The organism is Colwellia sp. MB3u-45 (genome assembly GCF_014077005.1).
Classification (GTDB): domain Bacteria; phylum Pseudomonadota; class Gammaproteobacteria; order Enterobacterales; family Alteromonadaceae; genus Cognaticolwellia.
This window is the reverse complement of sequence record NZ_JACGVC010000049.1, coordinates 511,107-524,041: the sequence shown is the minus strand read 5'-3', so window position 1 is coordinate 524,041 and position 12,935 is coordinate 511,107. Positions and strand designations below refer to the sequence as shown.

12 protein-coding genes are annotated in these 12,935 nt (G+C 39.7%); all 12 read left to right on the top strand.

Going from position 1 to position 12,935, the window contains the following annotated elements:
* Positions 1-10 precede the first annotated feature (10 nt).
* Positions 11-568, top strand: a complete 558-nt coding sequence (frr, locus tag H4J41_RS13230; RefSeq protein WP_182137640.1) for a ribosome recycling factor — start codon at positions 11-13, stop codon at positions 566-568.
* A 98-nt stretch (positions 569-666) separates the two neighbouring features.
* A complete protein-coding gene (locus H4J41_RS13225) occupies positions 667-1,434 on the top strand; it encodes an isoprenyl transferase (RefSeq protein WP_182137641.1) in 768 nt (255 codons plus the stop codon).
* Positions 1,435-1,627: 193 nt separating this feature from the next.
* Positions 1,628-2,494, top strand: a complete 867-nt coding sequence (locus tag H4J41_RS13220; protein WP_182137642.1) for a phosphatidate cytidylyltransferase — start codon at positions 1,628-1,630, stop codon at positions 2,492-2,494.
* A 5-nt stretch (positions 2,495-2,499) separates the two neighbouring features.
* Positions 2,500-3,699, top strand: coding sequence for a 1-deoxy-D-xylulose-5-phosphate reductoisomerase (gene ispC, locus H4J41_RS13215; RefSeq protein WP_182137643.1), 1,200 nt, complete (start codon positions 2,500-2,502; stop codon positions 3,697-3,699).
* 20 nt (positions 3,700-3,719) lie between these two features.
* Positions 3,720-5,075: a sigma E protease regulator RseP gene (rseP, locus tag H4J41_RS13210; protein WP_182137644.1), complete on the top strand. Its 1,356-nt coding sequence runs from the start codon at positions 3,720-3,722 to the stop codon at positions 5,073-5,075.
* 29 nt (positions 5,076-5,104) lie between these two features.
* The gene (bamA, locus tag H4J41_RS13205; RefSeq protein ID WP_182137645.1) at positions 5,105-7,579 is read left to right on the top strand and encodes an outer membrane protein assembly factor BamA; all 2,475 of its coding nucleotides are present in this window, start codon (positions 5,105-5,107) and stop codon (positions 7,577-7,579) included.
* Positions 7,580-7,720: 141 nt separating this feature from the next.
* Complete coding sequence (locus H4J41_RS13200; protein WP_182137646.1) at positions 7,721-8,239, top strand: OmpH family outer membrane protein; 519 nt, start codon at positions 7,721-7,723, stop codon at positions 8,237-8,239.
* Between the two features lie 450 nt (positions 8,240-8,689).
* The gene (lpxD, locus tag H4J41_RS13195; protein WP_182137647.1) at positions 8,690-9,712 is read left to right on the top strand and encodes a UDP-3-O-(3-hydroxymyristoyl)glucosamine N-acyltransferase; all 1,023 of its coding nucleotides are present in this window, start codon (positions 8,690-8,692) and stop codon (positions 9,710-9,712) included.
* A 91-nt stretch (positions 9,713-9,803) separates the two neighbouring features.
* Complete coding sequence (gene fabZ, locus H4J41_RS13190; protein ID WP_182137648.1) at positions 9,804-10,256, top strand: 3-hydroxyacyl-ACP dehydratase FabZ; 453 nt, start codon at positions 9,804-9,806, stop codon at positions 10,254-10,256.
* Between the two features lies 1 nt (position 10,257).
* Positions 10,258-11,046: an acyl-ACP--UDP-N-acetylglucosamine O-acyltransferase gene (gene lpxA, locus H4J41_RS13185; RefSeq protein ID WP_182137649.1), complete on the top strand. Its 789-nt coding sequence runs from the start codon at positions 10,258-10,260 to the stop codon at positions 11,044-11,046.
* A 64-nt stretch (positions 11,047-11,110) separates the two neighbouring features.
* Positions 11,111-12,259: a lipid-A-disaccharide synthase gene (lpxB, locus tag H4J41_RS13180; RefSeq protein ID WP_182137986.1), complete on the top strand. Its 1,149-nt coding sequence runs from the start codon at positions 11,111-11,113 to the stop codon at positions 12,257-12,259.
* Positions 12,260-12,277: 18 nt separating this feature from the next.
* Positions 12,278-12,928, top strand: a complete 651-nt coding sequence (rnhB, locus tag H4J41_RS13175; RefSeq protein ID WP_182137650.1) for a ribonuclease HII — start codon at positions 12,278-12,280, stop codon at positions 12,926-12,928.
* Positions 12,929-12,935 lie beyond the last annotated feature (7 nt).

Genomic DNA, 12,935 nt, shown 5'->3' with positions numbered 1-12,935 from the left:
GAATAAAATAGTGATAAACGAAATAAAACAAGACGCTCAAGAAAGAATGGCGAAAAGTATCGAGTCATTAAAAATTAGTTTGAACAAAGTACGTACTGGGCGAGCACATCGTTCATTACTCGATAATATTGTTGTCTCATATTACGGTATGGACACACCGCTTAACCAAGTGGGTAATATCGCTGTGCCAGACGCACGTACTCTAGCTATTACCGTATTTGACAAAGGTATGATTGGTGCAGTTGAAAAAGCCATTTTAAAGTCTGACTTAGGGCTTAACCCGTCATCACAAGGTACGTTAATTCGTATTCCTTTACCGGCGCTAACCGAGGAGCGACGTAAAGACTTAGTTAAAGTCGTTCGTGCTGAGGCAGAAGGCGGTAAAGTTGCGGTACGTAATATCCGTCGTGATGCAAATACTGACATTAAATCATTGAATAAAGAAAAAGAAGTCAGTGAAGACGAAATGCATCAAGCGGAAGATGACATACAAAAAATTACTGACACGTTTATTAAACAAGTTGATGATATTTTGACCGTTAAAGAGAAGGAATTAATGGAAATTTAAAATTTTCATTGCTTAATCCATAACGCCGTAGATAATGACTACGGCGTTTTTGCATAGACCAATTTAATACTCAGCGTTAAGCTTACTATGGAGAGTATGTGAGTAAAACAGATAACCAAATTAACCCCTTGCTAGCAGTAGAGGCAAAAATACCTCAGCATATTGCTATTATTATGGATGGTAATGGCCGTTGGGCGCAGTTAAGAGGGAAAAAACGCGCAGCAGGGCATAAGTCTGGTGTTGAGTCAGTGAGATCTTCAGTCGCTACGGCAGCAAAAAGTGGTGTTAAAGCGTTGACCTTATTCGCCTTTAGTAGCGAAAACTGGCAACGGCCCGAAAGTGAAGTTGGCGTTTTGATGGATCTGTTTATGTTTGTGTTAACTCGAGAAGTTAAACGATTGCATAAAAATGGTATTAAATTTAATGTGATTGGTGACTTGAGTAAGTTTTCCAGCAAATTGCAGAAAATGATCCAAGACTCAGAAGCTTTAACGGCTGAAAATACTGGTATGGTATTATCAATCGCCGCTAACTATGGCGGTCGTTGGGATATCACTCACGCAGCAAAAAAATTGGCAGAAAAAGTAGCACGTCAAGAAATCACCGCTGATGAGATTACCGAAGCCGCACTGCACGAACAAACAAGTTTGGCGCAGTTACCTGAATTAGATTTATTGATCAGAACAGGTGGCGATTATCGCATAAGTAATTTTTTGCTTTGGCAAGCAGCCTATGCAGAGTTATATTTTACCGATGTCTTATGGCCAGACTTCAATGAAAAAGAGTTTATAAAAGCGATTACTGTGTTTGACCAACGAGAACGACGTTTTGGTCAAACGGGTGAACAAGTAACTAATAAAAACTAAAAATACTTAATAACAATTTGATTAACCAAATGATCTACTTTTTAATGAGGAAAAATGGATAAATACCAGGCATAAAATTTAGTCAGTAGTTATTCTACTTATAAGTTTTATAACGCCGTGTTTTTTCATTTTAACCAGTAAAAATTAACCGGTCATTAATCAAGTTGCTATAACACAATTTAAGGAATATCGTTTGTTAAAACAACGCATTATAACTGCATTAATACTCGCACCCGCTGCGATTTGGGCGATTTTTTATTTATCTCTAATTAACTTTGCAGCAGTAATGCTAGTTGTTATGGCTATTGGTGCTTGGGAATGGGGACCCTTAATGGGTTTTGCCAACAAGCGTCGCCGATTAGCTTTTGTGGCGATCACCAGTATATTAATAGCAACATTATGGCATTTTTTACCGCTTGAGCAATTGTGGCATGCGCCAAAGCTTTTACTTGAACAAGCCAATATAGTGTTATGGTTAGCTGTTGCTTGGTGGTTGTTGTCTGCAGGCTTAACCTTTTTATACCCACGCTATAGCGCATTTTGGTCAAGTCATCGCTCGGTGCGCGGAATTTTTGGCTGTTTAACGTTAATTCCTACGTGGTTGGCTTTTATGGTGCTTAGAAGTAGCGATTATCAAGTAGACAGTTACCATGGCGCGCAATTGTTGATGTTCCTGCTTCTCATGGTGTGGAGTGCTGACGTTGGTGCTTACTTTGTCGGCAAGTCTATTGGCAAGCGCAAACTGTTACCTAATGTCAGCCCAGGTAAAACCTTAGAAGGTTTCTTAGGCGGGGTTATTTTTGCCTGTGTTATGGTGGCAGTTGCCGGTTATATTATTGATTGGTCTATAGCGCAGTATCGCGTTGTAATACCCGTAACGATTTTAATTACCACTATTTCTGTCTTGGGTGATTTAAATGAAAGTATGTTTAAACGTCAAGCGGGTGTAAAAGACAGTGGTACCATATTGCCAGGGCACGGTGGGGTACTTGACCGTATTGACAGTTTAACCGCAACAGCACCTATCTATGCGTTATGTTACGTATATTTGGGTTGGTAGCATAAATGCAAAAATTGTGTATTCTAGGCTCTACCGGATCCATTGGCAAAAGCACCTTAGATGTTGTGCGATTGCATCCTGAAAAATTTGATATTGTGAGTTTGTCGGCTTATTCAAGCGTTGATGATATGTTCAATCAATGCCTAGAGTTTCAACCTAATAAAGTCGTTATGGTCTCTGAAATACATGCCGAACTGCTGGTTAAAAAATTGATTGTCGCAAAACTTGCTCACATTGAGGTGACCTCAGGTACTTCTGCGCTTGAAACCATCGCACAAGACCCGATTACTGATACGGTGATGGCCGCTATTGTCGGTGCTTCAGGCCTGTTGCCGACATTAGCGGCAGTAAAAGCCGGTAAAAAAGTGTTGCTCGCTAATAAGGAAGCTTTAGTGACTTCTGGCGCCATATTTATTGCGGCAGTAAAAGAATTTGGCGCCCAGCTTTTGCCGATTGATAGCGAACACAATGCAATATTTCAGTGTTTACCCTTAAGGGCACAACAACAACCAGGTTATTGTGACCTAGCTGATAACGGGGTGAGTAAAGTCTTATTAACAGGCTCAGGTGGGCCGTTTAGAACCTGGGAGAGTCATGAGTTAGAACATGTGACTCCTGCACAGGCTTGTGCACATCCTAATTGGGATATGGGCCGTAAAATATCGGTTGATTCAGCTACTATGATGAATAAAGGCCTAGAGTTTATTGAGGCCAAATGGCTGTTTAATCTTGACCCTGATGATATTCAAGTTGTGCTGCACCCGCAAAGTACTATTCACTCTATGGTGCAATATAAAGATGGCTCTGTTATTGCTCAAATGGGTAATCCTGATATGCGTACACCGATTGCGCATGCATTAAGTTTTCCACAACGCATTGAATCTGGCGTCGCACCCTTTGATTTTTTCGCCGCAAAATCATTAGAATTTCAAGCCGTAGACCTCATCAAGTATCCGAATTTAAAGTTAGCCATTGATGCCTGTAAAAGTGGCCAAGGTGCATGTACGGCACTGAATGCCGCCAATGAAATAGCCGTTGATGCTTTTTTAAACGAAAAAATAAAATTTACTGATATTGCGAAAATAAATGAAACTTCTGTCAATAAATTTGTCTCAGAAAAGGTGACTTCAATTGAAGAGGTTGTTGCTTTGGATAAAAATGTTAGAGTCTTCGCACAATCACTGATAACTCAAGCCAAGCATTAGCGTAATTAAAGAGTAGTAGCATGTTAGAGTTTATATGGAATCTTGTGTCTTTTGTTGTTGCACTGGGTATTTTAATTACCGTTCACGAATACGGTCATTTTTGGGTCGCACGTAAAAACGGTGTGCAAGTAGACCGCTTTTCTATCGGTTTTGGTAAAGCCATTTGGCGTAAAGTCGACCGTCACGGCACTGAGTTTGTTATCGCCATGATACCACTGGGCGGATACGTAAAAATGCTCGATAGTCGAGTCGATGACGTAAGCGAAGCACAAATAAGTCGCACCTTTAATGCCAAGTCAGTGTATCAACGCATTGCCATTATAGCCGCTGGGCCTTTTGCTAATTTTGGCTTTGCTATTGTTGCTTTCTATTTAATGTTTTTAATTGGTGTGCCAAGCGTAAAGCCTATTATTGGTGAGGTAACTGCGGGTTCAATTGCTAGTGAGGCTAACTTACCGAGAAATAGTGAAATAATTGCTATTTCAGGGCAGGAAACCTTAGACTGGCAAGCGGTTAATTTGGCGTTAGTCAGTGCAATAGGCGACAACAATATTATCTTTACGGTAAAGACCGCGGATAGAACATCAAGTCAAGACTTTAACTTAAATACCAAAAACTGGACATTTGCTCCGGAAAAAGAATCCTCGATAGCCAGCTTAGGTTTTATGCCATATCGTGCTAATGTGCAAGCAAAGTTAGCTGTTGTTGCAGCAGGTAGCCCAGCAGCAAAAGCAGGATTAGTAGTGGGTGATGAATTAATTTCGATTGCGGATGAAAACATTAATGGTCAATGGCAGAAGTTTTCTGATCAAATTAAACTCTATCCAGACAAAAATATTCCGGTTAGGGTATTACGAGATGGTAAAGAATTAACGCTTAACGTTCAACCTGAGGCAAAAACGCAGCAAGGTAAGGTGATTGGTTATTTAGGCGTGCAGCCGATATCGGATCCCTATCCAAAAGAATATTTATTTGAACAAGCTTATGGTCCAATATCTGCACTTGAACAAAGTGTGGTAAAAACATGGAATTTAGTAACATTAAGTTTTGATATGATTGGTAAGCTAATTACCGGTGACGTATCAGTTAAAAATTTAAGTGGCCCAATATCAATTGCACAAGGTGCAGGTAATAGCGCTAGTTATGGCTTTGTCTACTTTCTGGGCTTTTTAGCGCTTATTAGTATCAACCTTGGCATAATTAATCTTTTACCTTTACCTGTTTTAGATGGAGGACATTTGTTTTACTATTTTATCGAGCTTTTAACGGGGAAACCCGTGCCAGAAAAAATACAAGAAATAGGTTTTAAATTTGGTACTATAGCGTTACTAAGCTTAATGAGTATCGCCATATTTAACGATTTATCGCGATTATAACTAAAAGAAGTATATAAAGTTAATATTTTATGATTATTAAAAAACTTACCCTGGCGGTATTATTAGGTAGTTTGGGAACATCAGTGCAAGCGGCTGACGATTTTCAAGTAGAAGATATTCAAGTTAAAGGCCTACAGCGTGTTGCGCTAGGAGCGGCCTTAACTCATATCCCATTCAATGTTGGTGATAACTTAAACGAGTTTCGTGTATCACAATCAATTAAGGCACTTTATAAGTCTGGCCACTTCAGTGACGTTGTGGTCTCAAGAGATGCTAATGCTGTTATTTATCGGGTCCGAGAAAGAGCAACGATTAGTGCTATTACTTTTGATGGTAATAAAGATCTCAAAGAAGAGCAATTAACCGAAAGCCTTGACGGCAGTGATATTCGTGTTGGTGAAACGCTAGATATGACCGTTATTTCAGGTCTTGAAGTCGGTTTAGAAGATTTTTATCACAGTGTGGGTAAATACAACGCTGATGTTAAAGCCAATGTCACTCACTTGCCGCGTAACCGCGTTAACATCGACTTTGTTTTTAAAGAAGGTGATGCTGCTGCAATAGAGCAAATCAATATTGTTGGTAATGAAAAGTTTTCAGATACCGAGTTGCTCGAGCGCATTGAATTAACTTATGATTCACCTTGGTGGGACTTTATGGCGCAAGATCGCTATCAAAAGCAAACCTTGCAAGGTGATATGGAAACCATTAAAAGCTACTACCTCGACCGAGGTTATTTGCAATATAAAGTTGATTCAACGCAAGTATCAATGACACCGAATAAAGAAGCGGTATACATCACGCTTAATGTTACTGAGGGCGAGATGTATACCGTTAGTGAAGTTGACTTTATTGGTGATATGGCCGGCTTTGAAAAAACTATTCGTGCCATTACCCCGATTAAAACGGAAGAACTTTATAATGGTGCGCTGGTGACTTACTCAGAAGAGTTAGTCAGCAAGTTTTTAGGTCGTTATGGTTATGCCTATCCAAAAGTGGTGACTATTCCTGAAATTGATGAAGAAAACAAAACCGTGAAACTGGTGTTGTCTGTCGATCCGGGTAAACGAGTTTATGTTAATCGTATTAACTTTAAAGGCAATAATGTCACCTCTGAGAGCGTTTTACGCCGTGAAATGCGTCAAATGGAAGGTGCTTGGTTATCTAACAACCTGGTTGAAGGCTCAAAAGCTTGGTTACAACGTTTGCCTTATATGGAAACGGTTGAATTTCAAACTAACCAATTACCTGGTGAAGACGACCTCGTTGATATTGACTTTGAAGTGAAAGAACAACCATCGGGTTCATTTACCGCCGGTATTGGTTATGGCTCAACGACACAGTTAAGTTTAAACGCGGGTATCCAGCAAAATAACTTTTTAGGTACGGGTAATCGCTTAGGTTTTAGTATTAATACCTCAAGCTACTCAAAAAGTGCCAATGTTTCTTACACCGACCCTTATTTTACGGTTGACGGTGTTTCGTTAGGCGGTAATCTTTTCTATCAAGAGTTTGACGCCGGTAATGCCAACTTAGTTGAGTATAATAATAAAACTTACGGTGCAGGTATCACCTTAGGTTTTCCTATTAACGAGTATGTGCGCTTAAGTTTTGGTGCAGGTTATAAGAATAATGGTATTACTCGCTTAGAATCTTACGAACAAATTCAGAAGTTTTATGAATTATATTCAGATCCTGATGATCCTGATGGTGGGTTAAATTTTGAGAACTTTGATATTAATGCCGCCATATCACGTTCAACGCTGAATCGCGGAACATTTCCTACTGCCGGCTCGCAACAAAGTTTATCTTATAAGATGACCACGCCGAACTCAGACGTGAATTATTTTAAAATTAACTTAGATACTAAATGGTATTTTCCGTTAACCCAGGACCAACGCTGGACTGTTTTAGCTAAGTTTCAGCTAGGTTATGGTAATGGTTATGGTTCTGTCGAAGGCAACGATCAAGTTTTACCATTTTGGGAAAACTTTAGAGCGGGTGGCTCTGGCACTTTAAGAGGCTTTGAGTCAAATATTGTTGGACCACGTGCCATATATCGCCGACCAACTTCAATTCCAGGAACACCGGATTCAGTTGGCTCTAATGGTGGCTGTTGTTTAGGGCCTGATCACGATTTCATTCAAACCTCTAGACGTTCTGTTGGTGGTAATGCTATTGCTATTGCAGGTCTTGAACTTATCGTACCAACGCCATTTTTAGATGAAGGCTTTAGTAACAGTGTTCGCACAAGTATATTTATTGATGCCGGTAATGTTTGGGATACCGAATTTGATTTAAACAGCTACAAAGACTTGAATAGCATTGAGCGTGAAAAAATTGATGACTACTCAGATGCAGGTCGCTATCGCGCGTCGGCAGGATTATCTGTACAGTGGTTATCACCCATGGGGCCAATGATTTTTAGTTTTGCTAAAACATTGAAAGAAATTGAAAGCGATGATACCGAATTCTTTAGCTTTAATATCGGCCAAACGTTTTAAGTTTTACTTAAATAAAGGCTGTTAATTGACATAATTTAGCTTCCTTTAAATAAATAGGCTTGAACCAAATTAACTGAGGCGGTATAACTACCGCATAACAAAATTAAATAAAAATATTGAACAATATTTTAGGAGTAAAAATTGAAAAATTTGATTAAATCTATCGCTATGGCTACTGCAGCATCAGGGTTTTTATTAGCAAGTTCAGCTATGGCAGCAGAGCAAAAAATTGGTGTAGTTAACTTTCAAGAAGTTATGGGTAAAATTCCACAAACTGCAGCAATAATGAAAAGTCTAGGCGAAGAGTTTAAAGACGAACAAGCTGTGTTATCAAAACTTGAGACAGATATTAAGTACCTTCAAGAAAAGCGCAAACGCGATAGTTCTTTGATGAGTGCTAAAGATATTGCAGATTTAGAAGCTCAAATTGGTACGCTTTATCAAGATTATCAAGCGAAAGGCAAAGAGTTTCAGGAAAAAACTGGTGCGCGTAAAAACGAAGAAACTAATAAAATCATCGCATTGGTTCGCCAAGCAATAGACAATATTGCTGCAAAAGGTGATTATGATTTAGTACTTGAGCAAAGTGCCGTAGTTTATTCAAAACCAGACTCTGCCATCACAGCAGAAGTGGTTAAGCAAGTTAGTGTACTGAAGTAATAATTTATTGTCAGGCAGTTTGAATAAAAACTAATACAGTTCTTTATTCTTTGCTTTCTCGCCTATTTAATATTCCGAATCAAGTTGATTCGGAATATTGCGTTTAGCCCTAAGATGGCTAGCACTTTTCTTTAAGTCGAAATGGATTAAATAATTGACTACATTCAATGAGACAAAGAGTCATGTTCAATACGGATAATTGCTGCTACATACGCTGATGACTTACACCCATGTAAGAAGATGGCTCTAGAGTATAAGTCAATACTTGTACGTCGATGTAAGCCAATAGAACAAAGTCGCAGCACATTGTTGAAATAGTTAACGGATGTGATAGTGCACAACGAAACAGTGTGCTACTTAGACGATTTGAAGCTGAACAATTAATTTACCTGCCTGTTATAACGGCTACTTTAAACTTTACCTTAGACAACATATAAAAAGTTGATGCTTATGAGTTATATTCTTGCAGACATTGCAGAAAAAATAGGGGCTGTTGTTCAAGGCGATGGACAATGTGAAATATTGAGTATTGCCACCTTAGCTGGGGCATCATCCGGACAAATCGCTTTTTTAGCGAACAGTAAATACAGTGAGCAATTAGCAACAACTCATGCCAGTGCTGTTATTGTTACCGAAGCTGACGCGGAAAAATGTCAAACTAATGCCTTGGTCATGGGTAACCCTTACATGGGCTATGCTTTAGTTGCGCAGTTACTTGATACAACACCAAAACCTGCCCACAGCATTCACGCCAGTGCTGCTATCGATGATGGCGCTATTATTGGTGAAGGCGTGACTATTGGTGCTAATGCGGTGATTGAAGCCGGTGTGAATATTGCAAAAGGCGTTAGTATAGGTGCCGGGACTTTTATTGGTATTGGCGCTCAAATAGGTGCTAACTCTAGTATTTGGTCTAACGTTAGTATTTATCATGGCGTGGTTATCGGTAAAAATTGCTCAGTGCATGCTAATACCGTTATTGGTTCCGACGGTTTTGGTTATGCAAATAATAATGGCAGTTGGGTGAAGATACCGCAATTAGGCACAGTTATTATTGGCGATAATGTCGAAATAGGGGCGAGCACAACAATAGATCGTGGCGCTTTAGGTAACACTATTATTAATAATGGCGTTATTTTAGATAATCAAATACAGATTGCTCATAATGTGGTAATCGGTGAGAATACCGCCATGGCGGCTTGTAGTGTTATTGCTGGCAGTACTGAGGTTGGAAAAAATTGCGTTATTGCTGGCCTTGTTGGTATAAATGGTCATATTAGCATCGCTGATAACTGTGTATTTACCGGTATGACCATGGTAACAAAAGCGATATCTGAGCCAGGGGTTTATTCATCTGGCATGCCATGTCAACCCAATAAAGAATGGCATAAAAATAACGCAAGAATTAAAAAACTTGAATCGTTAACTAAACGCTTAAGTACAGTAGAAAAAGAATTATCTCAATTGAAATAATTCTCGCTAACGAAAGAATTCATTAAGTTAATGACGATGAGTAAAAAACTTGCACTTAAACGTCATAATTAAATACATAAAGGAATAAATTTTGGAATCGCAAAATAATATTATCGATGTTGAAGGAATTAAACAGATCATTCCACATCGTTACCCGTTTTTATTAGTTGATCGTGTACTTGATTATACGCCTGGAAAGTCAATCCATGCGATAAAAAACGTCACAGTCAATGAGCCTGCATTTATGGGACATTTTCCAAGCTATTCTATCTTTCCAGGCGTACTTATTCTTGAGGCGCTGGCGCAGGCTAGCGGTATTCTAGGCTTTAAATCAGTTGCAGATAAAGTCGATGGTGAATTGTTTTTATTTGCCTCAATTGATAAAGCAAAATTTAAAAAGCCCGTTCATCCTGGAGATACCATGCATTTGCATTTAGAACTTATTAAAGAGCGCCGTGGCATGTGGAAGTTTTACGGCGAAGCTAAAGTTGATGGCAAAGTGGTATGTTCTGCGGATTTAATGTGCGCAAGAAGAGCAATATAATATGATAAATTCAACGTCATTGATCCATCCGCAAGCTATTATTGAAGCTGGGGCTGTTATTGGCAAAAATGTTAACATTGGACCATGGACTCATATCGCAGCGAATGTTGTTATTGGGGATAATTGTCAGATAAGTTCACACGTGGTTATTAATGGCCCAACGACTATTGGTAATGGCAATCGTATTTTCCAATTTGCTTCGATTGGTGAAGATTGCCAAGATTTGAAATATGCCGGTGAGCCAACAGAATTGGTGATCGGGGACAACAATGTTTTTCGTGAATACTGCACCGTGCATCGCGGTACTATTCAAGACAATAATCTCACGCAAATTGGTAGCAACAATTTATTTATGGCTTACACCCATGTTGCGCATGACTGTATGGTTGGCAGCCACTGTATTTTGGCAAACGGTGCGTCAATTGCAGGCCATGTTCATGTTGGCGACCATGCCATTATTGGCGGTATGACCGGTGTGCATCAGTTTTGTCATATTGGCGCGCATTGTTTTGTTGGCGCCAATTCTTTAATTCTTAAAGATATTCCTCCTTATGTTATGGCCTCAGGCCAACCGGCAAAACCTTTTGGTTTAAATAGTGAAGGCTTAAAACGCCGTGGTTTTGATAAAGAGGTTATCTTGCATATTAAACGTGCTTATAAAGCGGTTTATCGCCAAGGCTTAACGGTTGATGAAGCCATGAAAAAAATTGCTGAAGGGGATGCAAGTCTAGCTGAATTAACCTTCTTCACTGACTTTATTAAAAATTCAAGCCGCGGTATTATCCGTTGATTTTCCTGTGATTAAAGTGAATTCAAAACCGTTAACTGACAATAACTTACCGAGTAGTGAAACGATGAATGATGCTGTAGTAACTTTTGCTATGGTGGTTGGTGAGCATTCTGGCGATACCTTAGGGGCGAGCTTAATGCAACAACTGCAACTGAGTTACCCTAAGGCCAAGTTTATCGGTATTGGCGGCCCTAAGATGTTGGCGCTGGGCTTTGAAAGCCTATTTGATATGGAAGAATTATCGGTAATGGGGGTTTTTGAAGTGCTTGGTCGCTTACGGCGGTTACTGCATATTCGAAAAACTTTAAGCGATTATTTTATTGCCAATAAACCTAACGTTTTTATCGGTATTGACGCGCCTGACTTTAATATTACCTTGGAAGCACGGCTAAAAACACAAGCGATAAAAACCGTACATTATGTTAGCCCTTCAGTTTGGGCTTGGCGGGAAAAGCGCGTTTTCAAAATTGCTAAAGCAACCAATATGGTGCTGTCTTTATTACCTTTTGAAAAAGCTTTTTACGACAAACATCAAATCCCTTGTACCTTTGTTGGCCATTCGCTTGCTGATGATATTCCGCTGGTGAGTGACAAAGGCATGGCGCGACAAGCGCTCGGTTTATCTGAGTCAGCAAAAATACTGGCACTTATGCCAGGTAGTCGTTCAGGAGAGCTAGCACGACTGGTTGAGCCATTTTTATTGACAGCAAAAAAACTATTGAGTACTGAGCAAGAAAATAGGGGTGAAGTCATCTTTGTTGTGCCTATGATCAGTGAGCAAAGGGCGCAACAATTTCATCAACTACATCATAAAATTGCGCCAGAGCTTTCGGTACAGGTTATTGTTGGAAAAACTCAACAAGTCATGGCTGCCAGTGACTGCTTATTAACCGCATCAGGTACGGTCACGTTAGAAGCGGCCTTAGTAAAACGCCCAATGGTGATATGTTACAAGTTTAACCCGTTGACTTATCATATGTTTAAAGGTTTTGTAAAATTGAAGTGGTTTTCATTACCCAATCTACTTGCTAACAAAAGCTTAGTGCCTGAGCTTTTGCAAGCAGAGGTTAGTGTAGAAAATATTCTGCCTTTAGTTACAGAGCGTTTGTTTGAAGATCAGTCTGCGTTGAATCAAGCTTACACTGATATCCACTTAACGCTTAAGCAAAATGCTAGCAAGCAAGCGGCTAAAGCGGTTATCGACTTATTATAATAGTGAACTAGAGTAATTATGCCTGCAGTTAAAAAAGTTTTTCCACCTTTTGAATATCCCTTAGCCTACTGCATTGCCGGTGTTGATGAAGTGGGGCGCGGGCCATTGGTCGGCGATGTCGTGACGGCTGCGGTGATATTAGATCCTGACAATCCTATTGAAGGATTAATGGACTCAAAAAAACTCTCAGAAAAAAAAAGACAGCATTTGTCAGAAGAAATTAAGCAACGTGCTATTGCTTGGTCAATAGGCCGTGCGTCGCCAGAAGAAATTGACAGCCTTAATATTCTCCACGCCACCATGTTGGCAATGCAACGTGCTGTGCAAGGATTAAACGTAACACCTGATTACGTCTTAGTCGATGGTAACCGCTGTCCAACGTTTGCCCATGAAAATGGTCATATTACCGGGCAAAGTGTAGTTAAAGGCGATGCGCGTGTAGCAGAAATTAGTGCCGCCTCTATTTTAGCGAAAGTAGCCAGAGATGGCGAGATGGTCGCCTTAGACAAGCTATACCCTTACTATGGTTTTGCACAACACAAGGGTTACCCAACAAAAGCACATTTAGAAAAAATCATTGAGCATGGGGTCTTAGATTGTTATCGCAGAAGTTTTAAACCTGTCGCCAATGTACTTGCTAATACAGCAGCCCATATTACCAATAATTAGAGCACTA

Bases quoted from the DNA above. Each gene is read 5' to 3' on its own strand.
- ispC (WP_182137643.1), top strand. From the start codon at position 2,500: ATGCAAAAATTGTGTATTCTAGGCTCTACCGGATCCATTGGCAAAAGC.
- rseP (WP_182137644.1), top strand. From the start codon at position 3,720: ATGTTAGAGTTTATATGGAATCTTGTGTCTTTTGTTGTTGCACTGGGT.
- bamA (WP_182137645.1), top strand. From the start codon at position 5,105: ATGATTATTAAAAAACTTACCCTGGCGGTATTATTAGGTAGTTTGGGA.
- lpxD (WP_182137647.1), top strand. From the start codon at position 8,690: ATGAGTTATATTCTTGCAGACATTGCAGAAAAAATAGGGGCTGTTGTT.
- lpxA (WP_182137649.1), top strand. From the start codon at position 10,258: ATGATAAATTCAACGTCATTGATCCATCCGCAAGCTATTATTGAAGCT.
- lpxB (WP_182137986.1), top strand. From the start codon at position 11,111: ATGAATGATGCTGTAGTAACTTTTGCTATGGTGGTTGGTGAGCATTCT.
- rnhB (WP_182137650.1), top strand. From the start codon at position 12,278: ATGCCTGCAGTTAAAAAAGTTTTTCCACCTTTTGAATATCCCTTAGCC.